26 protein-coding genes, 1 pseudogene and 1 riboswitch are annotated in these 26,244 nt (G+C 72.7%); of the genes and pseudogenes, 13 read left to right on the top strand and 14 right to left on the bottom strand.

The genetic code is table 11. From position 1 onward, the window contains the following. Positions 1 to 21: 21 nt before the first annotated feature. A complete protein-coding gene (locus tag ACH5AC_RS27855; RefSeq protein WP_398864923.1) occupies positions 22 to 2,592 on the bottom strand; it encodes an ABC transporter permease in 2,571 nt (856 codons plus the stop codon). Positions 2,593 to 2,596: 4 nt separating this feature from the next. After that, on the bottom strand, positions 2,597 to 3,451 hold the full coding sequence (locus ACH5AC_RS27850; RefSeq protein WP_398864922.1) for an ABC transporter ATP-binding protein: 855 nt from the start codon (positions 3,449 to 3,451) through the stop codon (positions 2,597 to 2,599). A 194-nt stretch (positions 3,452 to 3,645) separates the two neighbouring features. On the opposite strand from ACH5AC_RS27850, the gene ACH5AC_RS27845 reads away from it, so the two are divergent. Both ACH5AC_RS27845 and ACH5AC_RS27840 read left to right on the top strand, forming a co-directional pair. After that, on the top strand, positions 3,646 to 3,897 hold the full coding sequence (locus ACH5AC_RS27845; protein ID WP_398864921.1) for a toxin-antitoxin system HicB family antitoxin: 252 nt from the start codon (positions 3,646 to 3,648) through the stop codon (positions 3,895 to 3,897). Positions 3,898 to 3,901: 4 nt separating this feature from the next. Beyond that, entirely contained in the window at positions 3,902 to 4,276 is a 375-nt protein-coding gene (locus ACH5AC_RS27840) for a fic family toxin-antitoxin system, toxin component (protein WP_398864920.1), read from the top strand. Positions 4,277 to 4,279: 3 nt separating this feature from the next. On the opposite strand, the gene ACH5AC_RS27835 is transcribed toward ACH5AC_RS27840, so the two are convergent. Together ACH5AC_RS27835 and ACH5AC_RS27830 are read right to left on the bottom strand one after the other, a co-directional pair. After that, a complete protein-coding gene (locus ACH5AC_RS27835) occupies positions 4,280 to 4,945 on the bottom strand; it encodes a class I SAM-dependent methyltransferase (protein WP_398864919.1) in 666 nt (221 codons plus the stop codon). Between the two features lie 80 nt (positions 4,946 to 5,025). Continuing rightward, on the bottom strand, positions 5,026 to 5,721 hold the full coding sequence (locus ACH5AC_RS27830; protein ID WP_398864918.1) for an esterase/lipase family protein: 696 nt from the start codon (positions 5,719 to 5,721) through the stop codon (positions 5,026 to 5,028). Between the two features lie 1,891 nt (positions 5,722 to 7,612). Between ACH5AC_RS27830 and ACH5AC_RS27825 the strand changes: the two are divergent. Then, positions 7,613 to 8,905: pseudogene (locus ACH5AC_RS27825) on the top strand (LuxR C-terminal-related transcriptional regulator); the annotation flags it as partial. 49 nt (positions 8,906 to 8,954) lie between these two features. On the opposite strand, the gene bioD reads toward ACH5AC_RS27825, so the two are convergent. From bioD to bioB, 3 genes are read right to left on the bottom strand one after another with little or no spacing between them, the layout of a single operon-like run. Next, on the bottom strand, positions 8,955 to 9,671 hold the full coding sequence (bioD, locus tag ACH5AC_RS27820; RefSeq protein ID WP_398864917.1) for a dethiobiotin synthase: 717 nt from the start codon (positions 9,669 to 9,671) through the stop codon (positions 8,955 to 8,957). 2 nt (positions 9,672 to 9,673) lie between these two features. Beyond that, positions 9,674 to 10,954, bottom strand: coding sequence for an adenosylmethionine--8-amino-7-oxononanoate transaminase (locus tag ACH5AC_RS27815; RefSeq protein WP_398864916.1), 1,281 nt, complete (start codon positions 10,952 to 10,954; stop codon positions 9,674 to 9,676). Then, positions 10,947 to 12,116, bottom strand: a complete 1,170-nt coding sequence (gene bioB / locus ACH5AC_RS27810; RefSeq protein WP_398864915.1) for a biotin synthase BioB — start codon at positions 12,114 to 12,116, stop codon at positions 10,947 to 10,949. The genes ACH5AC_RS27815 and bioB overlap by 8 nt, the downstream gene beginning before the upstream one ends. A gap of 148 nt (positions 12,117 to 12,264) precedes the next feature. On the opposite strand from bioB, the gene ACH5AC_RS27805 reads away from it, so the two are divergent. Beyond that, positions 12,265 to 13,392, top strand: a complete 1,128-nt coding sequence (locus ACH5AC_RS27805) for an 8-amino-7-oxononanoate synthase (RefSeq protein ID WP_398864914.1) — start codon at positions 12,265 to 12,267, stop codon at positions 13,390 to 13,392. A 40-nt stretch (positions 13,393 to 13,432) separates the two neighbouring features. Here ACH5AC_RS27805 and ACH5AC_RS27800 read toward each other — a convergent pair whose 3' ends face one another. Together ACH5AC_RS27800 and ACH5AC_RS27795 are read right to left on the bottom strand one after the other, a co-directional pair. Next, complete coding sequence (locus ACH5AC_RS27800) at positions 13,433 to 13,657, bottom strand: DUF397 domain-containing protein (protein WP_398864913.1); 225 nt, start codon at positions 13,655 to 13,657, stop codon at positions 13,433 to 13,435. A 9-nt stretch (positions 13,658 to 13,666) separates the two neighbouring features. Then, on the bottom strand, positions 13,667 to 14,527 hold the full coding sequence (locus tag ACH5AC_RS27795; protein ID WP_398864912.1) for a helix-turn-helix domain-containing protein: 861 nt from the start codon (positions 14,525 to 14,527) through the stop codon (positions 13,667 to 13,669). A 214-nt stretch (positions 14,528 to 14,741) separates the two neighbouring features. Between ACH5AC_RS27795 and ACH5AC_RS27790 the strand changes: the two genes are divergently transcribed. Further along, positions 14,742 to 15,200: an ATP-binding protein gene (locus tag ACH5AC_RS27790; protein ID WP_398864911.1), complete on the top strand. Its 459-nt coding sequence runs from the start codon at positions 14,742 to 14,744 to the stop codon at positions 15,198 to 15,200. Between the two features lie 370 nt (positions 15,201 to 15,570). Here the strand turns inward: ACH5AC_RS27790 and ACH5AC_RS27785 are convergent, their stop codons facing one another. Both ACH5AC_RS27785 and ACH5AC_RS27780 read right to left on the bottom strand, forming a co-directional pair. Beyond that, positions 15,571 to 16,044 (bottom strand): C40 family peptidase, encoded by a 474-nt coding sequence (locus tag ACH5AC_RS27785; RefSeq protein WP_398864910.1) that lies wholly within the window; start codon positions 16,042 to 16,044, stop codon positions 15,571 to 15,573. Positions 16,045 to 16,047: 3 nt separating this feature from the next. Continuing rightward, a riboswitch (cyclic di-AMP (ydaO/yuaA leader) is annotated at positions 16,048 to 16,258 on the bottom strand. A 338-nt stretch (positions 16,259 to 16,596) separates the two neighbouring features. Then, entirely contained in the window at positions 16,597 to 16,905 is a 309-nt protein-coding gene (locus tag ACH5AC_RS27780) for a hypothetical protein (protein ID WP_398864909.1), read from the bottom strand. Positions 16,906 to 16,993: 88 nt separating this feature from the next. Between ACH5AC_RS27780 and ACH5AC_RS27775 the strand changes: the two genes are divergently transcribed. Beyond that, positions 16,994 to 17,272 carry a type II toxin-antitoxin system Phd/YefM family antitoxin gene (locus ACH5AC_RS27775; RefSeq protein ID WP_398864908.1) on the top strand — a complete coding sequence of 93 codons (279 nt, stop codon included), beginning with the start codon at positions 16,994 to 16,996 and terminating at the stop codon, positions 17,270 to 17,272. Positions 17,273 to 17,363: 91 nt separating this feature from the next. On the opposite strand, the gene ACH5AC_RS27770 is transcribed toward ACH5AC_RS27775, so the two are convergent. After that, on the bottom strand, positions 17,364 to 18,371 hold the full coding sequence (locus ACH5AC_RS27770) for an ABC transporter permease (RefSeq protein ID WP_398864907.1): 1,008 nt from the start codon (positions 18,369 to 18,371) through the stop codon (positions 17,364 to 17,366). Between the two features lie 116 nt (positions 18,372 to 18,487). Here ACH5AC_RS27770 and ACH5AC_RS27765 point away from each other — a divergent pair, with 116 nt between their 5' ends. The 7 genes from ACH5AC_RS27765 (at position 18,488) to ACH5AC_RS27735 (ending at position 23,783) form a co-directional block, all read left to right on the top strand. Continuing rightward, the gene (locus tag ACH5AC_RS27765; RefSeq protein WP_398864906.1) at positions 18,488 to 19,117 is read left to right on the top strand and encodes a TetR/AcrR family transcriptional regulator; all 630 of its coding nucleotides are present in this window, start codon (positions 18,488 to 18,490) and stop codon (positions 19,115 to 19,117) included. Positions 19,118 to 19,247: 130 nt separating this feature from the next. Further along, positions 19,248 to 19,550, top strand: coding sequence for an urease subunit gamma (locus ACH5AC_RS27760; protein ID WP_264925921.1), 303 nt, complete (start codon positions 19,248 to 19,250; stop codon positions 19,548 to 19,550). A 20-nt stretch (positions 19,551 to 19,570) separates the two neighbouring features. Continuing rightward, complete coding sequence (locus tag ACH5AC_RS27755; protein ID WP_398865047.1) at positions 19,571 to 19,882, top strand: urease subunit beta; 312 nt, start codon at positions 19,571 to 19,573, stop codon at positions 19,880 to 19,882. Continuing rightward, positions 19,875 to 21,596, top strand: a complete 1,722-nt coding sequence (locus tag ACH5AC_RS27750; protein WP_398864905.1) for an urease subunit alpha — start codon at positions 19,875 to 19,877, stop codon at positions 21,594 to 21,596. The genes ACH5AC_RS27755 and ACH5AC_RS27750 overlap by 8 nt, the downstream gene beginning before the upstream one ends. A gap of 14 nt (positions 21,597 to 21,610) precedes the next feature. Further along, a complete protein-coding gene (locus ACH5AC_RS27745) occupies positions 21,611 to 22,285 on the top strand; it encodes an urease accessory protein UreF (RefSeq protein WP_398864904.1) in 675 nt (224 codons plus the stop codon). Positions 22,286 to 22,326: 41 nt separating this feature from the next. Beyond that, positions 22,327 to 23,004 carry an urease accessory protein UreG gene (ureG, locus tag ACH5AC_RS27740; RefSeq protein ID WP_398864903.1) on the top strand — a complete coding sequence of 226 codons (678 nt, stop codon included), beginning with the start codon at positions 22,327 to 22,329 and terminating at the stop codon, positions 23,002 to 23,004. After that, a complete protein-coding gene (locus ACH5AC_RS27735; RefSeq protein WP_398864902.1) occupies positions 23,001 to 23,783 on the top strand; it encodes an urease accessory protein UreD in 783 nt (260 codons plus the stop codon). The genes ureG and ACH5AC_RS27735 overlap by 4 nt, the downstream gene beginning before the upstream one ends. A 274-nt stretch (positions 23,784 to 24,057) precedes the next feature. Here ACH5AC_RS27735 and ACH5AC_RS27730 read toward each other — a convergent pair whose 3' ends face one another. Both ACH5AC_RS27730 and ACH5AC_RS27725 read right to left on the bottom strand, forming a co-directional pair. Beyond that, on the bottom strand, positions 24,058 to 24,780 hold the full coding sequence (locus ACH5AC_RS27730) for a lysophospholipid acyltransferase family protein (protein ID WP_398864901.1): 723 nt from the start codon (positions 24,778 to 24,780) through the stop codon (positions 24,058 to 24,060). 80 nt (positions 24,781 to 24,860) lie between these two features. Then, complete coding sequence (locus ACH5AC_RS27725; protein ID WP_398864900.1) at positions 24,861 to 26,111, bottom strand: PP2C family protein-serine/threonine phosphatase; 1,251 nt, start codon at positions 26,109 to 26,111, stop codon at positions 24,861 to 24,863. Positions 26,112 to 26,244: the final 133 nt, after the last annotated feature.

The following is a 26,244-nucleotide window of genomic DNA, read 5'->3' as shown; positions in this document are numbered from 1 at the left end:
TCAGGGGCCGCCACCATCCGATCACTCGTGCGCGATCGCCGCCAGCACATTCATGCGGGAGGCACGCAACGCCGGGAGCAGTGCCGCGACCACGCCCACGAGCGCCGAGCCGATCACCACCGCGACCATCGTGCCCCAGGGGATCGCCAGCGCCTTCATGCCCTGGAGCGCCAGGACCTGCTGGATGCACACGCCCCACACCAGCCCCAGCGCCAGCCCGAGCACCGCGCCGAACACCGCGATCACCACCGACTCCAGCCGGATCATCCGCCGCAGCTGCCGCCGGGCCAGTCCGATGGCCCGCAGCAGGCCGATCTCCCGGGTGCGCTCCACCACCGACAGGGCGAGCGTGTTGACCACGCCGAGCACCGCGATGATGATCGCCAGCCCCAGCAGCGCGTACACCAGGTACAGCAGCACCGCGATCTGGTCGCGCACCAGCTGCTTGTAGTCGGCCTGGTCGCGCACCTGCACCTGCGGATACGGGTCCAGCGCCCGCTCCAGCCGGGTGCGCAGCTCGCCGGCGTCGGTGCCGGCCGCCGCGTTGACGTAGAGCACGGACTCCTGGCCGCCGGGGACGTACTTCTCGACCGCCGCGATGCCGAGGAACATCCCGCCCTCCATGCCGAACCCCTCGGCGGCGTCCTGGTCGGTGAGCGCGCCGACCGTCAGCTCGGTGCGCTGCCCCGCCGGGAACTCCACCGGCAGGACGCTGCCCACCCGCACGTCGTGGTCCTTCGCGAAGTCCACGTCCATGCCGATGCGGCCGTCCGCGAGCGCGGCCGCCGAGTCGCCCTCGGCGTAGGTGATGTGCGCGATGTCGTCGACCTGCGCGTCGTATCCGGCGGCGGTCGTCTCGACCCGCTTGCCGTCCGGCAGCGTCACGGCGAGCGGCGCGAACCGCTGCCGTACGACGAGCCCGACGCCGTCGGTGTCCCGCACCGCGTCGGTGACCTCCCGCGAGAACGGCGTGAAGTTGGCGTTCTGGATGACGAAGTCGGCGCCCAGCGTGTCGTCGATCTGCTCGTCGAAGGACTTCGCCATGGAGGCGCTGGCCACCGACATGCCGCCCACCAGGGCCAGGCCCACCATCAGCGCGGCCGCCGTGGCCCCCGTACGACGCGGATTGCGCAGGGCGTTGCGCTGGCTCATCCGGCCGATGGAGCCGAACAGGGCGGGGAAGACACCGCCCAGCACCCGGATCACCGGCCGCACCAGCAGGGGCCCGGCGATCACGGTGGCGACGAGGGTGAGGACCACGCCCAGGCCCAGCAGGGAGGCGGCCGACGCGGTGTCCGAGGAGGCCGCGCAGCCCGCGAGCGCTGCGGCGCCGAGCGCCCCGATGACCGAGCCGACCACCGCGCGCACCTTCAGCGGCCGCCCGACACCGGCGATCTCGGCGTCCGAGAGGGCGGCCATCGGGGAGACGGTCGCGGCGCGGCGGGCCGGGAGGTAGGCGGCGACGAAGGTGACGCCGACGCCGACGGCGTACGCCGCGACCGGAGTCGCCCAGCCGATGGCCATCTCCGTGGTCCTGAGGTTCATGCCGAACGCGCCCATCAGCTCGATCAGCCCGGCCGCGAGCGCGATACCGGTGGCCAGGCCCAGCGTCGAGCCGACCACACCGAGCAGGATCGCCTCGGTGAGCACCGAACGCCGCACCTGGCGGCGGTCGGCGCCCAGGGCGCGCAGCAGACCGAGCTCCCGGGTGCGTTGGGCGATCAGCATCGAGAAGGTGTTGACGATGAGGAACACACCCACCAGGACGGCGATCCCGGCGAAGCCCAGCATCACGTACTTGATGACGTCGAGGAATCCGCCCAGCTCCTCGGACGCGGACTTGGCCTGCTCGTCGGCGGTCTTCACGTCGTAGGCCCCGGCGCCGCCGATCGCCGCCGTGACCCGCTGCTTGAGCTCGGCGTCCGTGACGCCCGGCGCCGCGTCCACCGCGATGCCCGTGGCGCGGTCCGCCGCGCCGAGCAGCTTGGCCGCGGCGACCTCGGGGTCGAGGAAGACCAGGGCCGCGCCGGGGTTGGTGGTGGTGAAGGTGGCGATGCCGACGATCTCGACCTCGAAGGAGCCCGGCTGGGCCATCACGGTGAGCGTGTCGCCGATCTTCACGTCCTTGTTGTCGGCGGTGTCCGCGTCGAGGATGGCCTCGCCCGCGCCGCGCGGGGCGCGCCCGGAGGTCAGCTCGACGGGGCTGCGGTCGGTGACGTACCAGTCGACGGCGATGGTGGGGGCGCCGGTGGTCGGGCCGACGTTCTCGTTGTCGCTGTCGACGACCGTGATGTTCTGCACGCCCACCTCGGCGTGGGCCGAGGCGACCCCGGGGACAGCGCGCACCTGGTCGAGGAGCGAGACGGGCACGGTCTGGACCGCGCCCGTCGGCACGGAGGAGTTCAGCTCGTCCCGCGGCTCCACCGTGACGTCGGCGGAGGTGGAGGCGAAGAGCCGGTCGAACGTCCGGGTCACCGTGTCGGAGAAGATCAGGCTGCCCGCCACGAACGCCACGGACAGCAGCACGGCGAGGGCGGAGAGCAGCAGGCGCCCCTTGTGCGCGAGGAAGCTTCTGAGGGTGGCCTTCAGCACCGGTTCAGCCCTCTCGGGTCGTGTCGTCCGCCATGTCGTCCGCCGTGTCGTCCGTTGTGCCGTTCGCTGTCTCGTCGAACTGGGTGCGGATCACGTCGAAGCGTTTCATCCGCTCCAGCACCGCCTCCGCCGTCGGCCGTTGCATCTCGTCCACGATCCGGCCGTCCGCGAGGAAGAGCACCAGGTCGGAGTGGGCGGCAGCGCCCGGGTCATGGGTGACCATGACCACCGTCTGTCCCAGCGCGTCCACCGCCTGGCGCAGGAAGCCGAGGACCTCCAGGCCGGCCCGTGAGTCGAGGTTGCCCGTCGGCTCGTCGGCGAAGATCAGCTCGGGCCGGGAGACCAGCGCCCGCGCACAGGCGACGCGCTGCTGCTGGCCGCCGGAGAGCTGGGCCGGCCGGTGCCGCAGCCGGTCGCGCAGGCCGAGCGCGTCGACGACCTCCTCCAGCCACTTCTGGTCCGGCTTCCGCCCGGCGATGTCCATCGGCAGGGTGATGTTCTCGGCGGCGCTCAGCGTGGGGATCAGGTTGAACGACTGGAACATGAAACCGACCCGGTCCCGCCGCAGCCGGGTCAGCTCCCGCTCCCTCAGCCCGGTGATCTCGGTGTCGCCCAGCCACACCTGTCCGGCCGAGACGGTGTCGAGCCCCGCCAGGCAGTGCATCAGCGTGGACTTCCCGGAACCGGAGGGACCCATGACGGCGGTGAAGCGCCCGCGCGCGATGTCCACGTCCACCGAGTCCAGGGCCAGCACGGCGGTCTCACCCGAGCCGTACGCCTTGGTCAGACCGCGGGCGCGGGCCGCGATTCCGTCGGCCTGGGCCAGGCCGGGGGCGTGCTCCGCAGCTGGTGTGGACAAGACTGCCTCCTCGTGTCCGGGGCATCTCCGGGGGACAACGCAGACCTCCTGCCGAGCCTAGTGCGACCGTCCCCAGCGGCGACATCGTTCCGGCGGCCGATGCGGGTTCGTTCTCAGGTCGGATCCGGCAGGTCGGATCCGGAGCCCTCCCGGCCCTCTTGCCGGTGCTAGCACCCCGGCGCTAGCGTCGAGGCATGGCCAAGACCCAGCTGAACGTACGCGTCGACGAGGGCACCGCCCGAGCGGCCCGCGAACGCGCGCTCGCCCGCGGCATGAGCGTCAACCGCTACATCGAGGAGCTGGTCAGACAGGACACCGGGGAAGCCGGCCACACCTTCGTCGAGGCGGCCGCCGACTTCATGAAGCAGTACGAGGCCGTCTTCGCCGAGGAGTTCGGCGCGGAACGCGACGGCACGCGCGAGCGCGCCCGCGAAGGTCGCCGCTGAGCCCTTGAGCGACCTCAGGATCGATCTCGCCTGGCTGCTGATGCTCGCCGAACAGCGGATGCCGGGAGACCCCCAGGTCACCGACTGGGGCGCCCTCGTCGCCGCCGTCGCACGCCACCAGGCGGAGATACTCGACACCCCCGTCTACGACAGCCCGCAGACCCGCGCCGCGTCGCTGCTCCAACTCCTCATCCACGTCCCCGCGCTGGAGCGCTCCAACGCGCTGTTCGCCTCCGCGGTCGCCTACGCCTACCTCGTCGCCAGCGGACTGAAGGTCGTCACCTCGCCGGAGCAGGTCCGCGACCTGGCCCGACTGGTCAAGAGCGGCCAGGCGTCGGTGGACGACATCGCGCGGGAGCTGCAGCAGTGGAGCGAGTGAGCCTCACTCGTCGTCGGCCAGGGGACGGTACGCCGCCCCCAGCGCACAGTACGAACTGGGCAGGGCCGGCCCTTTGTCGGGCACCGTCAGCCGCCGGTAGGGGCCCAGCTCGAAACCGGCGTCCCGGATCGCGGCCACCGGGTCGCGCCCCACATGACAACCGCCGAACAGCCGCGGCCACACCGTGCGGTCCAGCACCCGCTGGGTCAGCCGCATCGCCCGGCCGCCACCCCGCCCGTGCTCGAAGAACCGCAGCTCACCGCCCGGCTTCAGCACCCGCCGGATCTCCCGGAGCGCCCGTTCCGCATCCCGCACACTGCACAGCACCAGCGACACCACGGCGGCGTCGAACGCCTCGCTCTTGACCGGCAGCGCCTCCGCCACGCCCGGCACCACGTCCACCGGGACCTCGGCGCGCCGCGCCGCCGTCAGCGCCAACTCCCTCAGCCCGCGCTCCGGTTCGATCGCCACCACCTCGGCGACCGCGCCCGGGTACCGTGCGAAATTCAGCCCGTTGCCCGCGCCGACCTCGATGACCCGCCCCGACAGTCCGGCCAGCAGCTCGGTGCGCAGCGGGCCGATCGCGGGCTCGGCGGCCACGCTGCAGCGGGCGTAGAAACGGGCGAAGAGGGGATGGTGGACGGCGTCCTTGGCGACTGACGACGGCATGGCGGACCTCCTGCGGGCGGGTGCCGCTACCGTGATTGTCCCCCTTGGACGCCGTCCGCACCCCTCGCGGGGCGGGGCGGTCAGCCGATGAAGTTCCGGACCTGCTGGTAGACCCCGTAGTTGTTGTTCATGTCGGAGTGCGAGACGCAGCCGACCTCGACGTTGGTGGCGCCGCTGAGGATCGCGGTGGTGTCCGGCGTGAGCGCCTCGTCGCAGTTGGACCAGTAGCTGGCGTACGACACGCTGCCGGGCGTCTCGTCACCGGAGTTCAGCGCGGTCAGGAAGGAACTGCCGGTGTTCATCTCGGCGCACGAGGTGTACAGCCACGCGCACCAACCGGCCGTCGACGTACCGTGGTTGACGCCCGCCGTGGAGACGAAGTCGTCGACATACGCTGTTCCGCCGAGGTTCTTCAGGTAGTAACGGGTGCTGAGCACACCCATGGAGTGAGCGACGATGTCGACCTTGGACGCGCCGGTGCGCGCGAGCACGTTCTGGATCTCCGTGGCCAGCTGCCGGGCGGTGGTCACGTTCGACTGCGACCAGCTGTACGACCAGGCGTGCAGCTCGGACGCGCTGTAGCCGTCCGCCCTGAAGTTGGCGGCCCAGTCGTTCCAGCTGCTCGACGAGCTGCTGAGGCCGTGCACGAAGACGACCGGGTTGCGGGTCGCGGCGTGGGCCGCGGGGGCGGAGAGGGACAGTGACAGAAGGAGCGATGCGACCACGGCCGAGAGAGCGGAGAGAGCCGTGGCGGCACGACGCTTGTGGCGCTGCATGGTGCCTCCTGGGACGGGTGGGGTCGCCAGGAGTGTCCGGTGCGGTCTACGCGCGCCGCATCGGTGAAATCGCCGGTCTTTACTGTTCAATTAACTCGCCAGTAACGTGAATCGCGTGGTGACTCCGGTGAACCCCCCACTTCTCGACCGCACTTCGCCACCGCACCGCCCGGCCGCCGCGCTCGCCGAGGGCGTCCGGGTGCGGGCGCTGCGCCTGGCGTACGGCGACCAGCGCGCCGCCGACGAACTCGCGGCCCGGCTCACCGAGCGGCAGGCCGCCGGTCTTGACCCGCTGCCGACGGAACCCGCCGAGCTGGCCCCGAGGTTGCTGCACGAGCGCCGCCGCGAGGTGCGTGCGCTGCCCTCGGACACCCGGCTGCTCCTGCTGCTCGCGGCGGCCGACCAGTACCCGGTCGCCACCCACGCCTTCCCGCGCGCCGTGGCCGCCGCCCGCCTCGACACCCGGCCCATGGAAGCCGCCGAGGCCGCCGGGCTCGCCTGCGCCACTGCGGGCGGGGTCGGCTTCCGGGACGCCTGGACCCGGATCGTCGTGTACGAGACGGCCTCCCCGGCCGACCGCCGGGACGTCCACCGGCTCCTTGCCCGCGTCCTGCACGGGGCCGGCGAGGCGCCCCGCCGCTCATGGCACCGGGCGGCGGGCGCGCTGGGCCCCAGCGCCCGGCTCGCCGCCGAACTCACGGCCGCCGCCGACGAGGCCCGCGCCGTCGGCGACCCCGCCCTGTCCCGCGCCCTCACCGAACGCGCCGCCGAGCTCGCCACGGACCCCGCCACCCGGACCCGCCTCCTCGCCCAGGCCGCCACCGACGCCTGGCACACGGGCGACACCGACCGCGCCCGCCACCTCGCGGCACGGGCCCACACCGACGCGCTGACCGGCCTGCTGACCCTGCGCACGGGGGACGCGGCAGAGGCATTCGACGCGCTGATGGCAGGCGCGGTGAGCACGGCACCGCCCGCCGCCGACGAAGCTTCCGGGGCTGGGGGTGCGGTGGGTGGGCGTGAGGTGCTGCCGGCCGGTGCGGTACCGCCCGCCTATGGCCCTCCCCGGTCTGAGGGCGCGGTTCGTGAGGGGCGGACGAGGCGCGCTGTCGGGGGTGAGTCCGGGGTGCGGGCGGGGCGCGCTGTTGAAGGCGTGTCGGGGGCCGAGGGCGCGGCGCGTTCGGGCGAGGCGCGGCGGGACGGCACGGAAGCGGGCCTCCACGGGGCTGGGGGCACTGTCGCGGGCCTCTGCGGGGACGGGACTTGCAGGGCCGCCACCGTCGCGGGCCTGACCGGTGCGGAGGGTGCCGCAGACCGCGGCGGCGAGGCGCACGCGGGATGCACCGCCCTCGGTGTGCCGGGGGCGGACGGCGCGGGTCGTGCGGGGTCTGCGGCGGACCGGGTGGCGCCCGAGGGGTCCGGGGTGGACGGCTTGGCGTGTGCAGGGGGCCGGGGCGGATCAGGTGACGCGGGTGCAGCAGCAGGGGTGGATCAGGTGTCGTGTGCGGGGGTTGGGGTGGATCAGGTGGCGCGTGCAGGGGCCGGGGCGGAACGGATGGCCCGTTCGGGGTTCGGGGCCGACCCCGTGGCCCGTGCAGGGGGCCGGGGCGGAACAGGTGACGCGGGTGCAGCAGCAGGGGTGGATCAGGTGTCGTGTGCGGGGGTTGGGGTGGATCAGGTGGCGCGTGCGGGGGCCGGGGCGGATCGGGTGGCCCGTTCGGGGTTCGGGTCCGACTCCGTAGCCCGTGCGGGTCGGGCTTCGCAGGCTGAGGCGGGTGGGCGTGTGGTGCATGGGTGCCGGGTGGGCTCCGAGGCCGAGCCGCGTCCTGCCCCGGCGATCCCGCCGCCCGTGCCCGGTGATACCGGCGGAACGTTTCCTCCCGTCGGTGGCGCCAGTCACCTCCTCGCCCGGGCAACCGAAGCCGCGATCTACACCGGCCACCTGCGTCGCTGTCAGGAGGCGATGGGAGTCGCGCGGCGGCTCGGGATCGAACCGCCGGGCGTGCTGGGCGGGATCGCGGCCGCCGTGGACGGGCGTTACCAGGACGCTCGGGAACTGCTCGCGGCCGCCGCCGGGCGATGCGGGCCGGGCGGCGACCCCACCCTTCTCCTGCACGCCGGCATCGCCGCGCTCCTGCTCGGCGACCACACCCGCGCCGCCACCGCCACGGTCCGCGCGGCCGCGGCCGCCCGCGCCCGGGGCGAGACGGCGGCCGCCGTCCAGGCGATGGAGTTCCGCGCCTACGCCGACTTCTGGACCGGCCGCCCCCGCGCCGCCGAGGCCGCCGCCCTGGACGCCCTGCACCAGGCGCACGCCACCGGGCAGGACAACGGCGCCTGCCATCTGCAGGCCGCCCTCGCCCTGTTCGCCGCACTCACCGGCGACGCCGACCTGTGCCGTGAGCGTGCCGCCACCGCCCGCTCCCACGCCCTGGCACACGGACTCGGCCTGCCCGCCGCGCTCGCCCAGTGGGCGCTCGCCGTCCTCGACCTCGACACCGGCCGCCACGACGCGGCGGCGGCCCGGCTGCGCGCCCTCGCCGGCTTCGGACCCGGCCACGGTCACCGCGCCATCCGCCACCTGGCCACCCCGCACTACGTCGAGGCCGTCGCCCGCACCGACGACACCCGGGTGGCCCGCGCCGCCCACGCCGACTACGACCGCTGGGCCCGCGCCGTGCGCAGCCCCGACGACCTTGCGCTCAGCGCCCGCTGCCGAGCCCTGCTCACTCCCGGCGCCGACGCCGTCGAGCACTACCAGGCCGCCCTCGACCTGCACGCCCAGGGCACCCGGGACGTCGAACGCGCCCGTACCGAGCTGCTGTTCGGCGGGGCGTTGCGCCGGCTGCGCCGCCGCGCGGAGGCACGGGACCGGCTGCACAGCGCGCTGGAGGCGTTCGAGTCCTTCGGCGCGCCGCACTGTGCGGGGCGGGCCCGCGCGGAGTTGCGTGCGCTGGGTGCGCCGGCGCGGGGGGCCGAGCGGTCGGCTGCCGCCGGGCTCACCGCGCAGCAGCTCCGGGTCGCCCGGATGGCGGCCGACGGGGCGACCAATCGTGAGATCGCGGCGCAGCTCGCGCTCAGTCCTCGCACCATCGACCACCATCTGCGCGGTGTCTTCACCCGGCTCGGCATCCGCTCGCGCATTGAACTCGTGCGGTTGCTGGGGGAGGTGGAGGACGCGTGAGTGGTCGGGTGCGCCGCCGTTGTGGCTGGTCGCGCAGTTCCCCGCGCCCCTAGGGAGTCGCAGTGGCCCGGAATGTCTCCGCTCGCCACCGTCCGTCCAGCCTCGCTGCCAGCCAGCCCGGTGCCGTCGTGCGGAAGTCGGCCGGAGACAGTGAGCCCGCTCCCTCCGGCAGTACTCCCAGCAGCGGTGCGCCGGCCACATCCGGCAGATCCGTCACGTTGCAGCGCATCGCCAGGTCCGGGGAGTCGGGCCAGCTGCCGATCAGCACGCCCAGCAACTCCAGCTCGCGAGAACGCAGTTCACGGGCCGTCAGCTCGGTCGTGTTGAGCGTGCCCAGGCCGGCCGAGGCGACGAGCAGTACCGGTGCCCGGAGCAGCTGGGCCGCGTCGGCGAGGGTGCCGCCCGTGTCGTCGAAGCGTACGAGCAGGCCGCCCGCGCCCTCGACGAGGACCAGGTCGTGCTCGGCGGCCAGCTTCTGCGCGGCCTCCGCCACCTCGACCGGCCGCACCGGCGCCCGACCGGCCCGCCGTGCCGCCGTCGCGGGCGCCAACGGGTCGGGGTAGCGGGCGAGTTCGGCCGTGGTCACCGGCCCGGCGAGCCGCTCGACCTCGTCGGCGTCCCCGCGCTCGTCCGGCCGTACGCCCGTCTGCGCGGGCTTCAGTACGGCCACCGACCGGCCCGCCGCGAGCGCCGCCGCCGCGACGGCCGCCGTGGCGACCGTCTTGCCGACCTCGGTACCGGTCCCCGTGACGATCAGGATCGGCATCCTCATCCCTCCCGCGCCGCCGCGCACACCGCGCGCGCGATCCGGGCGACGTCCGCGTCCCCGGTGACGTACGGCGGCATCGTGTAGACCAGGTCGCGGAACGGCCGCAGCCACACGCCCTCACGCACCGCGGCCCGCGTCGCCGCCGCCATGTCGACGGCGTGGTCGAGCTGGACCACCCCGATCGCGCCCAGGACCCGTACGTCCCGCACGCCCGGCACCGACGCCGCCTCGCCGAGCCCTTCGCGCAGCCCCGCCTCGATCCGCTTGACCTCCGCGAGCCAGTCCTGCCCGAGCAGCAGCTCGATCGACGCGCACGCGACGGACGCGGCCAGCGGATTGCCCATGAACGTCGGCCCGTGGGCGAGGACCGGCACCTCGCCGCGCGAGATCCCGTCGGCCACGCGGGACGTGCACAGCGTCGCCGCCATGGTCAGGTATCCACCGGTCAGCGCCTTGCCCACGCACATCACGTCCGGCGTCACCGACGCGTGCTCCGCCGCGAACAGCGCGCCGGTCCGGCCGAAGCCGGTGGCGATCTCGTCGAACACCAGCAGCACGCCGTGCGCGTCGCACGCCTCCCGCAGCACCCTCAGATACGCGGGGGAGTGGAACCGCATCCCGCCCGCACCCTGCACCACCGGCTCGACGATCACCGCGGCCAGTTCGTGCGCGTGCCGCTCGACCGCCGAGCGCACCTGGTCGGCGTACTCCTCCTCGTACTCGGCAGGCGGCGGGTCCACGAAGACCTGCCGGGGCAGCACCCCGGTCCACAGCTCGTGCATCCCGCCCTCGGGGTCGCACACGGACATCGGCTGCCAGGTGTCGCCGTGGTAGCCGCCCCGCCAGGTCAGCAGCCGCCGCTTCTCGGGGCGGCCGAGCGAGCGCCAGTACTGCAGGCACATCTTGACCGCCACCTCGACCGACACCGACCCGGAGTCGGCGAGGAAGACGTGCTCGAGGCCGTCCGGCGACATGTCGACAAGGAGCTTCGCCAGGCGTACGGCGGGCTCGTGCGTGAGCCCGCCGAACATGACGTGGCTCATCCGGCCGAGCTGCTCCCGCGCGGCCTCGTTGAGCACCGGGTGGTTGTAGCCGTGGATCGCCGACCACCAGGACGACATGCCGTCGACCAGCTCACCGGAGCCGTCGGCCAGCCGCAGCCGCACCCCGCTCGCCGACTCCACGACGAGCGGCTCGACCCGGCCCGGCATCGGACCGTACGGGTGCCAGACGTGCCGCCGGTCCAGCGCCAGCAGCTCCGGCACGCTGAGGTCAGGCATTGGGCGCGAGGTCCGTTCCGGCACCTCGGCGGCGTACGGCGACGAGGTCGGGCCGGGGTTCGTGGCCGGACGCCGGCGCCTCCGCCGTCGTACCGCAGACGCCGCCGCCCTCGTGGGACCCGCACCCGGCCGCGGCGTGCGAGCCGCAGCCGCCCGTCGCCCGGTGCTCCGGCAGCGTCACCTGGTCCGCGCCCTCCACCTCGAAGCCGGCGTCCGCGATCATCTCCAGGTCGGCCTTGCCGGCCTGGCCCTCGCTGGTGAGGTAGTCGCCGAGGAAGATCGAGTTGGCCAGGTGCAGGGCGAGCGGCTGCATGGTGCGCAGGTGGACCTCGCGGCCGCCCGCGATGCGCACCTCCACGTCGGGGCAGACGAAGCGGACCATGGCGAGGATCCGCAGGCACCGCTGCGGCGTCAGGTTCCACTCCTTGGCCAGCGGGGTGCCCTCGAAGGGGATCAGGAAGTTGACCGGCACCGAGTCCGGGTCGAGTTCGCGCAGCGAGTAGACGACGTCCACCAGGTCCTCGTCCGACTCGCCCATGCCGGCGATCAGGCCCGAGCACGCCGACAGGCCCGCCGCGTGCGCCTTCTGCACGGTGTCGACGCGGTCGGCGTAGGTGTGCGTGGTCGTGATGTCCCCGTACGTCCCCTCGGACGTGTTGAGGTTGTGGTTGTAGGCGTCCGCGCCGGCCTCGCGCAGCCGCTCGGCCTGGCCCTCGGAGAGCAGACCGAGGCAGGCGCACACCTCGACGCCCTCGTTCTGCTCCTTGATGGTCTTGATGGTCTCCGAGACGCGGTCCACGTCACGGTCGGTGGGACCGCGCCCGCTCGCCACCAGACAGACCCGCTTGGCGCCGCCGGCCAGGCCCGCGGCCGCCGCCTCGGACGCCTGGTCGGGCTTGAGCCAGGTGTACTTCAGGATGTCGGCCTTGGAACCGAGCCGCTGGGAGCAGTAGGAACAGTCCTCGGGGCACAGTCCGGACTTCAGGTTGACGAGATAGTTGAGTTTCACCCGTCGCCCGAACCAGTGACGGCGCACCTTCCCGGCCGCGGCCACCACGTCGAGCAGGTCGTCGTCGGACGTGGCCAGGACGGCCAGCGCCTCCTCGCGGGTCGGCAGCTCGCGCCGAAGCCCCTTGTCCACCAGCGTGTTCAGCAGGTCCATGGGAGTCGATCCTGTCCTACTCACCCGCCCCGGGCCAAGGTAGGGATCGCACAACACACCCGGTTTGACGTGTGGGTATTGCCACACCCTGGGTGGCGGGCCGGACCGCTAGGGTCTGTGCGCTACCTACAAAAGCACCGGAGGACCGATGGCGTTCGGCTGGATCGACGAGCAGGCGGAGCGGCGCCGCCGCGTGGGACTCGTACGGACCCTGCGCCCCCGCCCCGCCGACTCGCCGCTGCTGGACCTCGCGAGCAACGACTACCTGGGCCTGGCCCGGCACCCGGAGGTCGTCGAGGGAGCCGCGGCGGCCGCCCGCACCTGGGGCGGCGGCGCGACCGGCTCCCGGCTGGTGACCGGTACGACCGAGCTGCACGGCGAGCTGGAGCGCGAACTGGCCGACTTCTGCGGTTTCGAGGCGGCGCTGGTCTTCTCCTCCGGATACGCGGCGAACCTGGCCGCGGTCACCGCGCTCACCCCGCGCGGCTCGCTGATCGTCGCCGACGCCGACAACCACGCCTCGCTCATCGACGGCTGCCGGCTGGCCCGCGCCGGCACCGAGGTGGTGGCGCACGCCGACCCGGAGGCGGTGCGCAAGGCGCTGCGCACGCATGACGGGCCCGCCATCGTCGTCTCCGACACGGTGTTCTCCGTCGACGGTGACCAGGCCCCGCTCGCCGGGCTCGCCGCCGCCTGCCGGGAGCACGGGGCCGGACTGGTCGTCGACGACGCCCACGGGTTCGGGGTGCTCGGCGCCGGCGGGCGCGGTGCCCCGTACGCGGCGGGCCTCGCGGGCGCCGACGACGTGGTCGTCACCGTCACCCTGTCCAAGTCGCTCGGCAGCCAGGGCGGGGCCGTGCTGGGTCCGGCCCGGGTGATCGGCCATCTGGTCAACACGGCACGCTCGTTCATCTTCGACACGGGCCTCGCCCCCGCGGCGGCGGGCGCGGCGCTGGCCGCCCTGCGGGTGCTGCGCCGCGAGCCGGAGCGGGCGGCGCGGGTGCGCGCGGTGGCGGGCGAGCTGCACACCCGCCTGACGGCCGCGGGCCTGACGGCGGTCCGTCCGGACGCCGCGGTCGTCTCGGTGCGCGCGCCCTCGCGGGACGAGGCCGTGCGGTGGGCGGCCGACTGCCGTACGGCGGGGCTGGCCGTGGGCTGCTTCCGTCCCCCTTCCGTGCCCGACGGTGTCTCCAGGATCCGGTTGACCGCCCGTGCGGACCTCACCGAGGCCCAGGTGGAACGCGCTGTCCAGGTGATCGGCGAGACACGACCATGAGTCGGCGTGACACGGCCGTGGCCGCCGCTGCCGGCCGCTCCTAGCGGAACGCGGCGGTGAAGCCCGCCCAGCTCTCGGGGGAGAAGAGCAGCGCGGGGCCGGCCGGGTCCTTGGAGTCGCGTACGGCGAGCAGCCCGGCCCCGGGCCCGGAGGCCGGGCGGGCGGTCTCGACGCAGTTGTTGGCTCCGGTGCTGTAGCTGCTGCGCAGCCACCGCACGCCGGTCAGTCGGGTCGTGGAAGGTACGTGCCGAGGCAGTGCGGTCATGGTGCCTCCTTACGCGCCGTCACCAATTGCGGCGATGTAATCCAGCGTTTCCTCGGGCGAAAGGGCGTGGCTCTGAAGGGCCTCGAAGGCCGCGGTGTAGGTCTCGACGTCTTCTTTCCGTTCCAGATAGAGGCTACTCGTCAAGTGGTCGAGAACAACCACATCCAGATCAGACGTGCTCGAAAATGAGAAGACAACGAAAGGTCCGGTGACGCCGATGTGCGCCCCGGCGGTGAACGGAAGGACCTGCAGCCTCACTTGGGGCAGCCGCGCGGCTGCCACCAGCCGGCGCAGCTGGTCCGCCATCACCTCGGCCCCGCCCACCTGCCGCCGCAGCACCGCCTCGTCCAGCACCGCGCTCAGCTCCAGCGGCGGGTCCGCCCGCAGTACGTCCTGCCTGGCGAGCCGCACCTCGACCAGCGTGTCCAGGCGGTCCTCGGTGACCCCCTCCACGGCGGCCAGGGTCACCGCACGGGCGTACTCGGGCGTCTGCAACAGCCCGGGGACCACGGTCGTCTCCAGTGTGCGCATCGCGCTGGCCTGGGACTCCAGGCTGATGAAATCGCGGTAGGTGGGCGGCAGCACGCCGCGATAGGCGTGCCACCAGTGGTCCCGTCCGCCGCCGCGGTGGGCGCCGGCCAACACGAGCATCAGCTCCCGCAGCTGCCGGTCGACCACGCCGTAGACGTCGAGGAGCAACCGCACATCGGCCGGTTTCACCCCGCTCGTGCCCGTCTCGATCCGGCTCACCTTGGACTGGTGCCAGCCCACCAGACGGGCGGCCTCACCGCTGGTGAGACCGGCGCGGGCGCGCAGCGCGCGCAGTTCGGCGCCGAGTTTCCGGCGGCGCACCACGGGACCGTGCTGCATGGCCCCCCTCCTTACTCCTTACGAGCCGCCCAAGAACGCTCTGTCGTGGCAGAGTTCACCGCTTCGAGCGACAGATATATCCATATCTTGGTGGATCGCCGCCCGTGACCGGTGCGGTGATGGCAGGCTGACGAAGAAGCACCAGTCCGGGACCGTACTCGAACCATCCGCAGCGTGTCGGACTCCGGTCCCGCGGGAAAGGGACGACGTCGCCATGGCAGACCATCTGGAAGCATCCGTCACTCTGCCGAGCGATCCCGCGTCGGTCGCCACGGCCCGCGCCTTCACCATCGGCACCCTGGGGGAGTGGGGCCTGCCGGCGGAGACGGACCTGGCCGAGACCGTCCGGTTGATCGTTTCCGAACTCGCCACCAACGCCGTACAGCACACCTTCGGCCAGTCGCCCACCTTCACGGTGGATCTGGCCCTCGACCACGACGAGAACCTGCGGATCGGCGTCACGGACAGCCATCCGCGCTTCCCCAGGAGACTCCCGGCCGCCGTCCAGCAGGACAACGGCCGCGGCATGGTGATCATCCGCTGGCTGTCCGCCGAGTGCGGCGGCAAGCTACGGGTGCGACCCACCCGCGAGGGCGGCAAGACGGTCTCCATCGAGGTCCCCTGGACCGTGCCGGCCGAGCCGGTGACGACGGCGGGCCCCCAGGAGCCGTAGCGCCCCGGACCACCCGGAGGCACGCGCCGGGACGGGCCCGACGACGCACCGAGAGCGCCCGGAGCGGCTGGGTAGCGGGGGAGGGCCAGGTGTGGGCCGGTGGGGTTTGTGCGGAGGCCCGGCGGCAGGGCGGGCGTAGCAGGGAGTGCCCGGCAGGAGTGGGACGGCGGGCAGGGGGCGCTGGGGGAGTCGGCGGGTGCTGGGGTGGAGTGGCTGGAGGAAGGCGGTTCCCCGCGTCTCCTCCTCGGCGGTGGGCTTCTCCCTCCGCCCCGCCGTCACCCCGCCGGTGTCGATGAGCGACCGGCGTGTTGAGGATGGTGGCCCGGAGCGGGCGGCGGCGTGTCAGGGGCCGTCGCCCGCTCCGGGAATGTCAGCTGACCCGTCCGTACCAGACGCTCTTCGTCCAGATCTTCTGGAGCTTCACGACGTCCCCCGTCTTCGGTGAGTGCCAGATCTTGTTGTTACCGGCATAGATGCCGACGTGGTAGACGTTCGACCCCGAGTGGAAGAACACCAGGTCGCCGGCCTTGCGGTTGGACGCGGAGATATGGCGCGTCTTGTTGTACTGCTGGGCGGCCGTCCGCGGCAGGGACTTGCCCGCCTTCTTGTACGAGTACAGCGTCAGCCCGGAGCAGTCGAACCGGTTGGGGCCCACGGCGCCGTACTTGTATGGGGCACCCTTCTTGGAGGCCGCGACCTGGAGTGCCTTCGTCGCGGGAGTCACCGCCTCCGCCTCGGAGGCGACACCCGGCACCACGATCGTGCCGCCCACGGCGGCGATGGCGAAGGCCGAGGCCGTGCCGGCCCGGGCCATGAGCGACGGGACACGATTGAGCGCAGTCATGCGCAACCCTTCGTCAGCCGCCTGTGAAGGATGACCTGTCGGATTCGGGCTGGCGAAGTTGCCCGGCCGCTGACGCGGCTTCACCCCAAGGGCTGCTCGGCCCGGTCATGGCGTGACCGTGCCGGCGACCCGTCGTGCTTGGGTCCTCCACTCCTGCCGAACCCTTCTGTCGACCGGTCATCCAGGCGGCGGCAGGACTCGGCGTCCGCCCGGACCGCCCCGCCGCTTGTGGCGGGGGCTCGTCAGACACGGATCTTGACCCACGGATGTCCGAAAATCCCAATGGAATCGGGGATTTGTGGGGTTAGTCACCACTCACCCGTTCGGGTGGACATCCTGATTCGCGATCAGGTGTCAAGAGACCCAGACCCCCTCGGACCAGCAAAGAAATGTCCCGTTCTGTCTAGATGCTACGCGCGTCGCGCAAGCTGCCACGGGTCGAAGAAACGAGCCATCCGTACTCCATCCGGGGGTAATCCTTTTGGTCCGTTTGAACCGGGGTCAGGACGCTCGCCGCACACCGCTGACGGGTCGCACCGGGTGGGCGGTGAGTCAACTGTCGGAGAGCGGCGGCAGGGTGACGCGCGCCGTGCGGCGGTCGCCGTCCAGCACGCGCAGCGCACGCGCCAGCGTGGGTGCGTGCAACTCGCTCTCTCCGCGCTGGTGCATCAGTGTCAGGGCCTCCCGCAGCGCGACGGCCTTGCTGACCAGGGCCTGGGCGGCGCGCAGCCCGCGGTACGTGTCGCCGTGCTGGGCGGGATTGATGCGGCCGAGCAGATCGACCACATCCAGGTAACGGTCGATCAACTCCGCCTCTGCGCGCGTGAGTGCGGGCAGCGGGGGCAACTCGGGAGGCAGCATCGATTCTCTCACTTCCCGCCGGTCTCGGAGTGTGATCCGGCTACCTTTGGCAAAAATGTACAGGACGTACATGACGTAAGGTAGGAGCATGGTCTACGAGATTCCGGTGACGCAAGCCAGGGCTGAGCTCGCCGACCTCATCAACCGGGTGGTGTACGGCAACGAACACGTCGTCGTGACGCGGCACGGCAAGCCCCTCGTCGCCCTCGTCTCCGCCGCCGACCTGGCACGACTCGACGCGCTCGACGCCCCGGCCGAGGACCAGGTGATCAGCGCCGTGTCGACGATGCGTGACGTCGACTCCGCTCCCCGCGAACACCGGCGATTCGGGATCGCGGCGGAACACCGTCGGCCGAACCCCTCCTAGAGCGGAACGCCAGGGCAGAGAAACGCGTGTGACCGTGCGTCCCCGTCCGTTACGACGGGGACGCACGGTCCGTTTGCGAAGGAGCCGGCGGTCAGTTCACCGTGGCGAGCGGGCGCTCGACATCCTGGGCCGGGTTCTGCCCGCGGGACTTCAGGTTGGTGCCGAGCAGGACGGCGCCCAGGCCCAGCGCCGCCCACCAGGCCAGCGTGAGCAGGGGGCCGGCCGCCGCGGCGCCGTCGAAGAACGCCACCGAGCGCAGCAGCGAGGCGCCCGCGCCCGGCGGCATCCACTGGCCGATCACGCCGACCGGCTCGGGCAGCAGCTGCGGCGCCGACGACGCGCCCGAGAACGGGTTGCCGATCAACATCACCAGGGCGCTGACGAGACCGACGCCGGCCGTGCCGAGCAGCGCGGCGGTCCCGGCCACGGCGGCGCCGACGGCCAGCATCCACAGGCTGAACACCCCGGCCTCGGCCCACCAGTTCCCGGTGAGCACACCGAGCCAGCTGTCGGCGATCGCGGCGGCCGTCAACCCGACCAGAGCGGCGGCGCCGGTCAGCACGAGCGCGGCCCGGACGCCGCGCAGCCCGAGCAGCGTCACCGCCGCACCGGCCGCGATCCCGGCCAGCACCATCGGCAGCACGCTCGAAGCCAGGGCCGCGCCGCGCGGATCGGCCGCCGGTGCGGCCACCACGTCCTCCGTCGTCAGCCGCGTCCCGCTCGCGGCCGCCTGCTCACCCACCGCCTGCTGGAGCAGCTGGGCGACGACCGGGCTCGCGGCGGAGGCGGTCAGCAGCTTCGGGCCCCCGGGGGTGGCGACCACCGCGCCGTACACGGTCCGGTCCTCGATCGCGTCACGGGCGGCGGCCTCGTCGCCGTAGCGGTGGACCTCGAAGGCGCCCTCGTGTCCCTTCCGCAGCTGCTGCTCCAGCGGGGCGGTGGCGGCGGCGGGGCCGGCGACGCCGAGCGGGAGGTCATGGGGTGCGGTGCGGGCGGCCGGCCAGGCGAAGGCCCACAGGGCGAGGGCCGCCAGGACAGGGGCGAGGAGGGTGGCGACGAGCAGCCGACGGCCGTGCGGGAGGGCGGCGTTGGGGGACATGGGCTTCCTCCGGGAAGAGGGACCTAAAAAGAAGGATCGTTCGTTTTTCGTCTGCCTCCACCGTGCTCCCGTGTCGGCCCCTTGTCAAGAAGGAACGTTCGTTTTAGCTTTGGCGTATGGCCCGTGTATCCCAGGCACACCTCGACGCCCGCCGCCGGCAGATCCTCGACGCCGCCGCGCTCTGCTTCGCCCGCAACGGCTTCCACGCCACCTCGATGCAGGACGTCCTGAAGGAGGCCGACCTGTCCGCGGGCGCGGTCTACCGCTACTTCAGCGGCAAGGACGAGCTGATCGACGCCATCGTCAAAGAGGTGCTCGGTGAGGTCCGGGCCGCCTTCGAGGAGGCCGCCGAGCTGACCCCGCCCCCGCCGCCGGACCTCCTCGTCGGCTCGGTGCTCGGCCGCACCCTCGGCGCCCGCGCGTCGCTCACCTGCGACGGAGAACCCGCCTTCCCACGGCTGATCGTCCAGGTGTGGGGGGAGATCCTGCGGAACAAGGCGCTCGCCACCACCATGCGTGAGGGCTACGGCAGCGTCCGCGAGAGCTGGGTGCGCCTGGTCGAGGCGTACCAGGACGCGGGGACGATGCGGGCGGACGTACCACCGCTGCACGTCGCGAGCACCATGATCGCCGCCGTGCAGGGCTTCCTCGCCCAGCAGGTCCTGTTCGGACCGGTGCCCGTCAAGGTGCTCCAGGACGGACTGCGGGGGTTGAGCAGCCTGCGCGACCCGCGCACCGACGACTGAGGGATCACAGCTCGGTTAACTTGCTCGAAACCCGTCCCAACTAGCCTGCCCCTCCACGCCACCAGGGACTTTGCCCGTGGCCGCGGCAACCGGGCCCCGCACGGCCCGGAGCGAGGATATGAGGTGGGACGTGCAACTGACCCCGCACGAGCAGGAGAGGCTGCTGATCCATGTGGCGGCCGACGTCGCCGAGAAGCGCCGGGCCCGCGGCCTCAGACTCAACCACCCCGAGGCCGTCGCCCTCATCACCTCGCACATCCTCGAAGGCGCTCGTGACGGCCGTACCGTCGCCGAGCTGATGGCCTCCGGGCGCAAGCTGCTCACCCGCGACGACGTCATGGACGGCGTCCCCGAGATGATCCACGACGTCCAGGTCGAGGCGACCTTCCCGGACGGCACCAAGCTCGTCACCGTCCACGACCCGATCGTCTGAGGAGGCCGCCCATGACGCCCATGATTCCCGGCGAGATCCTGTTCGGGGACGGCCCGATCGTCTACAACGCGGGCCGCGAGGTCACCCGGCTGACCGTCCTCAACGCCGCCGACCGGCCCGTCCAGGTCGGCTCCCACTACCACTTCGCCGAGGCCAACCCGGGCCTGGAGTTCGACCGTGCCGCCGCCCGCGGCAAGCGGCTGAACGTCGCCGCCGGCACCGCCGTGCGCTTCGAGCCGGGAATCCCCGTCGACGTCGAACTCGTCCCGCTCACCGGCGCCCGCGTGGTGCCCGGGCTGCGCGGGGAGACCGGAGGTGCCCTCGATGCCTGAGATCTCGCGTGCCGCGTACGCCGACCTGTTCGGCCCGACCACCGGGGACCGGATCCGGCTCGCCGACACCGATCTGCTGATCGAGATCGAGGAGGACCGCTCCGGCGGCCCCGGACTCGCCGGTGACGAGGCGGTGTTCGGCGGCGGCAAGGTCATCCGCGAATCCATGGGCCAGGCGCGTGCTACGCGCGCAGACGGCACCCCTGACACCGTTATCACCGGTGCCGTGATCGTCGACCACTGGGGCGTGATCAAGGCCGATGTCGGCATCCGCGACGGGCGGATCACCGGGATCGGCAAGGCGGGCAACCCCGACACCATGGACGGTGTCCACCCCGACCTGGTCATCGGCCCCGAGACCGAGGTCATCGCCGGCAACGGGCGGATCCTGACCGCCGGGGCGATCGACGCGCACGTCCACTTCATCTGCCCGCAGATCGCCGACGAGGCGCTGGCGTCCGGCGTGACCACACTGGTCGGCGGCGGCACCGGGCCCGCCGAGGGCTCCAAGGCGACCACCGTCACGCCCGGCCCGTGGCATCTCGCCCGGATGCTGGAGGCGATGGAGCAGTACCCGCTCAACATCGGCTTCCTCGGCAAGGGCAACACCGTCTCGCAGGAGGCGATGCTCTCCCAGATCCGGGGCGGCGCGCTGGGCCTGAAGCTGCACGAGGACTGGGGGTCGACCCCGGCCGTCATCGACGCGTCCCTGACGGTCGCCGACCGGACCGGGATCCAGGTCGCCATCCACACCGACACGCTGAACGAGGCCGGGTTCGTGGGCGACACGCTCGCCGCGATCGCGGGCCGAGGCATCCACGCGTACCACACCGAGGGCGCCGGCGGCGGGCACGCGCCCGACATCATGACCGTGGTCTCCGAGCCCAACGTGCTGCCGAGCTCCACCAACCCGACGCGGCCCTACACCGTGAACACCGCCGAGGAACACCTCGACATGCTGATGGTGTGCCACCACCTGAACGCGGCGGTGCCGGAGGACCTGGCGTTCGCCGAGTCCCGGATCCGGCCGTCGACGATCGGTGCGGAGGACATCCTGCACGACCTCGGCGCCATCTCGATCATCTCCTCCGACTCCCAGGCCATGGGCCGGGTCGGTGAGGTCATCCTGCGGACCTGGCAGACGGCACATGTGATGAAGCGGCGGCGGGGCGCACTGCCCGGGGACGGGCGCGCGGACAACCACCGCGTGCGGCGGTACGTCGCCAAGTACACGATCAACCCGGCGCTCGCCCAGGGCCTCGCCCGTGAGATCGGGTCGGTGGAGAGCGGGAAGCTCGCCGACCTGGTCCTGTGGGACCCGGCGTTCTTCGGTGTCAAGCCGCACCTGGTCATCAAGGGCGGGCAGATCGCGTACGCGCAGATGGGCGACGCCAACGCCTCCATCCCGACGCCGCAGCCGATCCTGCCGCGGCCGATGTACGGGGCGATCGGACGGGCGCCGGCCGCCAACTCGGTCAACTTCGTCGCGCCGCTCGCGATCGAGGACGGGCTGCCCGAGCGGTTGCGGCTGGGCAAGCGGTTCGTCGCCATCGAGTCGACGCGCGGCGTGACCAAGGCCGATCTGCGGGAGAACGACGCGCGGCCGCGGGTCGAGGTCGACCCCGACAGCTTCGCGGTGCGCATCGACGGGGAGCTGGTCGAGGCGACGCCTGCGGCCGAACTGCCCATGGCCCAGCGCTACTTCCTCTTCTAAGGGGCGTCGGTGTCATGACGAGGGCTGCACTGCTCGTCCTGGCCGACGGCCGCTTCCCCGCCGGAGGGCATGCGCACTCCGGCGGGGCGGAGGCGGCGGTCAAGGCCGGGCGGATCACCGGGGCGGCGGGACTGGAGGAGTTCTGCCGGGGCCGGCTGCACACGGCGGGACTGGTGGCCGCCGGGCTCGCCGCGGCGGCCGCGCTCGGGGGCGATCCGGCCGAGCTGGACATCGCGGCCGACGCACGAACTCCGTCGCCTGCGTTGCGCGTTGCGGCGCGGAAGCTGGGGCGGCAGTTGATGCGGGCGGCACGGGCGACATGGCCGTCGGACGAACTGGACGCTCTGGCACGGGAGTTCCCCAAGGGCGCCCATCAGCCGGTGGTGTTGGGGGTCACCGCGAGGTCGGCGGGCATCGGGCCCGAGGACGCGGCGTACTGCGCGGCGTACGAGAGCGTGAGCGGGCCGGCGACCGCCGTCGTACGGCTGCTCAGCCTCGACCCCTTCGACGCGACCGGGGTCCTGGCACGGCTGGCGCCGGAGCTGGACCGCGTCGTGGACCAAGCCGTGGAGGCCGCGCGCAGGGCTCTCGACGAGGGGATCGATGCCCTGCCCGCGGCGTCCGGGCCGCTGCTGGAGATCAGCGCGGAGGCGCATGCCGCCTGGCCTGTACGGCTGTTCGCCTCATGACCTCTGCCCACCCACCACCCTCCCGTACAACAGGAGCCGCCATGCACCTCGACCACTCCCACGACGGCCCCGCCGCGGTCAGCGCGGACGCCCGTCGTCCCGACGGCTCACGCCGTGCCCTGCGGATCGGGCTCGGCGGGCCCGTCGGGTCCGGGAAGACCGCCACCGTCGCCGCGCTCTGCCGCGCCCTGCGCGACGAGTTCTCGCTCGCCGTCGTCACCAATGACATCTACACCCGCGAGGACGCCGAGTTCCTGCTCCGGGAAGCCGTGCTGCCGCCCGAGCGGATCACCGCCGTCGAGACGGGGGCCTGTCCGCACACGGCGATCCGGGACGACATCTCCGCGAACCTCGAAGCGGTGGAGGACCTTGAAGACGCCGTCGGGCCCCTCGATCTGGTGCTGGTGGAGTCCGGCGGGGACAATCTCACCGCCACGTTCTCCAGGGGGCTCGTGGACGCGCAGATCTTCGTGATCGACGTGGCCGGGGGAGACGACATCCCGCGCAAGGGCGGCCCCGGTGTCACCACCGCCGACCTACTGGTGGTGAACAAGACGGACCTGGCTCCCCATGTCGGCTCCGACCTCGCCCGGATGGCCGCCGACGCCAAGGCGCAGCGCGCCGAACTCCCGGTCGTCTTCCAGTCGTTGCGCGGGGAGAGCGGTGTGCGCGACGTGGCCGCCTGGGTGCGGGAGCGGCTCGCCGCGTGGGCCGCGTGAGCACCGCCGCCGCGCTCGGTGTGCACGCCACCGCGCGGATCCGGGCGGTGGCCGACGGGCGGGGCGGCACCTCCCTGCCGGTGCTGGAGAGCGACGGGCCGCTCGCCCTGCGGCGCACCCGGGGAGAGCCCGGTGAGGCGCATGCCGTGCTCGTCGGGGCCATGAGCGGGCCGCTCGGCGGCGACCGGTTCGCCGTCGAGGCGGAGGTGGCGGAGCACGGCCGGCTGCGGCTGTCCTCGGCCGCGGCCACCCTCGCCCTTCCCGGACAGGTCGAGGACCACGCCCGCTACGACGTACGGATCCGTGTCGCCGAGCACGGGCGGCTGCACTGGCTGCCCGAGCCGCTGATCTCCGCGCGCGGCAGCGACCTGCACCTCACCACCCGCGTCGATCTCGCCCCCACCGCCACGCTCGTGCTGCGTGAGGAACAGGTGCTCGGGCGCGCCGGCGAGCAGCCCGGCCGGCTCCACAGCCGTCTGGTCCTGCGGATCGGCGGACGGCTCGTCCTCGACCAGCAGCTGGCCTGCGGCCCCGGGGCGCCGGGCGGCTGGGACGGGCCCGCGGTGCTGGCCGGACATCGCTCGGTGGGCCAAGTCGTCGTCGTACGCCCGGAGTTCGACCAGCAGCCCGTCGCCGCCCGACTGCTCGGCGACACCGCCACCCTGGTCCCCCTCGCCGGACCCGCCGCGCTGATCACCGCCGTCGCGCCCGACGGACTACGACTGCGCCGAGTCCTCGACGACGCGCTCGACGAGGCCCACGCGGGGAGTTGCCCCTGAGGAGTCCGCGGCCGTCCGGCCGCCGGCGGGGCTGCCTGCCTCGTGCGGCCGGTAAGCGCAACTCGGTGACGTACATGGGAACGTGTGCTCGCCGGGCCCGTCGCGTTGGTCACCGCGGTCGCGCCGACGGGATGTTGGCTGCGCCGGGTGTTCGGCGACGCGCTTGGCGAGGTTCAGGCGGGGAGTTGCCCCTGAGGAGTCCGCGGCCGTCCGGCCGCCGGCGAGGCTGCCTGCCTCGTGCGGCCGGTGAGGCGCCCGCTCCCGTCTGAGGGAGTCAACTCAGGGGCATGCGCGGGAACTTGCGCTCCTTCGCCGCCTCGGCGGCTTCCTCCGCCTTCACCACGGCCGCGTACTGGTCGACGTACTCCTGGTCGGACAGCGACAGGATGGCGTACATGATCTCGTCGGTGACGGCGCGCAGGATCGCCTTCTCGTTCTCCATGCCGCTGTAGCGGGAGAAGTCGAGGGGTTTGCCGAAGCGGATGGTGACGGGGCGCAGGTTCGGGATGACCTTGCCGGGCGGCTGGGCCTCGAAGGTGCCGATCATCGCGCAGGGGACGACGGGCACCTGGGCCTTGAGGGCCATCACCGCCACCCCGACCTTGCCCTTGTAGAGGCGGCCGTCGTGCGAGCGGGTGCCTTCCGGGTAGATGCCGAGCAACTCGCCCTTGCGCAGTACCCCGAGCCCCTCCCGGATGGCGGCCTGGCCGGCGTCCTTGCCGGAGCGGTCGACGGGGATCTGTCCGGCGCTGCGGAAGAAGGCCGCCGTCAGCCGGCCCTTGATGCCGGGGCCGGTGAAGTACTCGGCCTTGGCCAGGAAGGTGATGCGCCGTCGCAGGACCGCGGGCATCAGGAAGTGGTCGGAGAACGACAGGTGGTTGCCCGCGACGATCGCCGCACCCGTCTCCGGCACATGCTCAAGACCTTCGATACGCGGCCGGAAGAGCAGCCTCAACAGCGGCCCCAGCACCACGTACTTCAGGAGGTAGTAGAACAACGGGATCGCGCCTCCATTCGCCGCAAGCGCTTGTCAGTGTAGGCGTGCCGGTCAGCGACCGGGAACGGGCCGGACGGTCTTCACAGCCGTACGATCACCAGCGCGGTGTCGTCCGTGGCGCCGCTCGGCGGCAGCAGCTCCAGCAGGACCGCGTCGGCGAGGGACTCGGGGTCCGCGCCCCGGTGGCGGGCGAGTGAGTCGGCGAGGCGGGCCAGACCGTTGTCGATGTCCTCGTGGCGCCGCTCCACCAGGCCGTCGGTGTACAGGGCGAGGGTGGCGCCGCTGTCGTACTTCACGCCCGCCTGCGGCCGGGGCATCGGGTCGGGCCGGGCGTCCAGCGGCGGGTCGGTCGCCTGGTCGAGGAACTCCACCCGGCCGTCGGGGCGGACCAGGATCGGCGGGAGATGGCCGGCGCTGCTGTAGCTGATGGTGCGGTGGTCGAAGTCGATGAAGGTGGTGACGGCGGTCGCCGACTCGGCGCCGTTCACGACGTTCGCGTACCGGCCGAGGACGTCCAGCGCCTGGGCCGGCCCGGCGGCGACCCGGGACGCGGCGCTCAGCGCGCTGCGCAGCTGGCCCATCACCCCGGCGGCCTCCAGGCCATGGCCCACCACGTCGCCCACCGAGACACCGATGCGGTCGCCGCCGACCAGGTCGACCACGTCGTACCAGTCGCCGCACACGTTCAGCGCGCCCACCGCCGGCCGGTAACGCACCGCGACCTGCCGGTGCTTCAGCTGCCGGCGTGCCGGCAGCATCGCCCCCTGGAGGGCGAGTGCCACCTCCCGCTCGCGGGCGTGGGCCTGGCGCAGCCGCTCGTTGAGCTCCTGCAGTTCACGCGCGCGCGTGTACAGCTCGGCCTCCAGCACCTGGGCCTCGGTCCCGGTGTGCCCGGTGTGCCGCTGGCGGCGGGCCCGGATCAGCTCGGTGACCTCCTCCACCCGGTGCACGATCAGCGCCACCCGGCCGTCGGGGCCGAGGACGGGCGCGTTCACCGGGCTCCAGTAGCGCTCGTTCCACTGGCCGGGGTGCTCGGAGTCCTCGACGTCGTACCGTTGCAGCGCCATGGTGTCGCGCTCACCGGTGGCCACCACACGCATCATTGACGCCTGGACGTCGCGCATTCCGGTCGCGGCGGGGTCGCCCGGCTTCTCGGGGAAGACGTCGAAGATGTAGCGGCCCACCAACTGTTCGCGGGTGCGCCCGGACAGCCGCTGGAAGTCCTCGTTGGCGTCGGCGTACACCAGGTCGGGGGTGAGCAGCGCGACCATGCCGGGCAGGGCCTGGAAGACCACCGCGTAGTCGATCTCCGAGTTCGCCGAGTCGTTCATGGCCGCGCCCCATCTGCTGGTCCTGCGTAATTTTGCCATGGTGTGTCCCGGTGTGGCCTGTCAGGATTGCCCCGCCGACCCGGGGGACCGGCGGCCGCACGCACCTGCGAAGTGTGGGCTGGGCGCGACACAC

The sequence above is a fragment of the Streptomyces sp. NPDC018693 genome (assembly GCF_044391385.1).
Classification (GTDB): domain Bacteria; phylum Actinomycetota; class Actinomycetes; order Streptomycetales; family Streptomycetaceae; genus Streptomyces.
Note: the sequence above shows the minus strand (reverse complement) of the source record. Positions and strands in the feature narration are given on the sequence as shown.

What these genes read in the sequence shown, in the direction of transcription:
- ACH5AC_RS27785 (WP_398864910.1), bottom strand. Translation starts at nt 16,044, where the DNA reads ATGACTGCGCTCAATCGTGTCCCGTCGCTCATGGCCCGGGCCGGCACG.
- ACH5AC_RS27835 (WP_398864919.1), bottom strand. Translation starts at nt 4,945, where the DNA reads ATGCCGTCGTCAGTCGCCAAGGACGCCGTCCACCATCCCCTCTTCGCC.
- ACH5AC_RS27815 (WP_398864916.1), bottom strand. Translation starts at nt 10,954, where the DNA reads ATGCCTGACCTCAGCGTGCCGGAGCTGCTGGCGCTGGACCGGCGGCAC.
- ureG (WP_398864903.1), top strand. Translation starts at nt 22,327, where the DNA reads ATGCACCTCGACCACTCCCACGACGGCCCCGCCGCGGTCAGCGCGGAC.
- ACH5AC_RS27805 (WP_398864914.1), top strand. Translation starts at nt 12,265, where the DNA reads ATGGCGTTCGGCTGGATCGACGAGCAGGCGGAGCGGCGCCGCCGCGTG.
- ACH5AC_RS27845 (WP_398864921.1), top strand. Translation starts at nt 3,646, where the DNA reads ATGGCCAAGACCCAGCTGAACGTACGCGTCGACGAGGGCACCGCCCGA.
- ACH5AC_RS27800 (WP_398864913.1), bottom strand. Translation starts at nt 13,657, where the DNA reads ATGACCGCACTGCCTCGGCACGTACCTTCCACGACCCGACTGACCGGC.
- ACH5AC_RS27745 (WP_398864904.1), top strand. Translation starts at nt 21,611, where the DNA reads ATGACGAGGGCTGCACTGCTCGTCCTGGCCGACGGCCGCTTCCCCGCC.
- ACH5AC_RS27790 (WP_398864911.1), top strand. Translation starts at nt 14,742, where the DNA reads ATGGCAGACCATCTGGAAGCATCCGTCACTCTGCCGAGCGATCCCGCG.
- ACH5AC_RS27755 (WP_398865047.1), top strand. Translation starts at nt 19,571, where the DNA reads ATGATTCCCGGCGAGATCCTGTTCGGGGACGGCCCGATCGTCTACAAC.
- ACH5AC_RS27780 (WP_398864909.1), bottom strand. Translation starts at nt 16,905, where the DNA reads ATGCTGCCTCCCGAGTTGCCCCCGCTGCCCGCACTCACGCGCGCAGAG.
- ACH5AC_RS27775 (WP_398864908.1), top strand. Translation starts at nt 16,994, where the DNA reads ATGGTCTACGAGATTCCGGTGACGCAAGCCAGGGCTGAGCTCGCCGAC.
- ACH5AC_RS27770 (WP_398864907.1), bottom strand. Translation starts at nt 18,371, where the DNA reads ATGTCCCCCAACGCCGCCCTCCCGCACGGCCGTCGGCTGCTCGTCGCC.
- ACH5AC_RS27795 (WP_398864912.1), bottom strand. Translation starts at nt 14,527, where the DNA reads ATGCAGCACGGTCCCGTGGTGCGCCGCCGGAAACTCGGCGCCGAACTG.
- ACH5AC_RS27830 (WP_398864918.1), bottom strand. Translation starts at nt 5,721, where the DNA reads ATGCAGCGCCACAAGCGTCGTGCCGCCACGGCTCTCTCCGCTCTCTCG.
- bioB (WP_398864915.1), bottom strand. Translation starts at nt 12,116, where the DNA reads ATGGACCTGCTGAACACGCTGGTGGACAAGGGGCTTCGGCGCGAGCTG.
- ACH5AC_RS27765 (WP_398864906.1), top strand. Translation starts at nt 18,488, where the DNA reads ATGGCCCGTGTATCCCAGGCACACCTCGACGCCCGCCGCCGGCAGATC.
- ACH5AC_RS27725 (WP_398864900.1), bottom strand. Translation starts at nt 26,111, where the DNA reads ATGAACGACTCGGCGAACTCGGAGATCGACTACGCGGTGGTCTTCCAG.
- bioD (WP_398864917.1), bottom strand. Translation starts at nt 9,671, where the DNA reads ATGCCGATCCTGATCGTCACGGGGACCGGTACCGAGGTCGGCAAGACG.
- ACH5AC_RS27750 (WP_398864905.1), top strand. Translation starts at nt 19,875, where the DNA reads ATGCCTGAGATCTCGCGTGCCGCGTACGCCGACCTGTTCGGCCCGACC.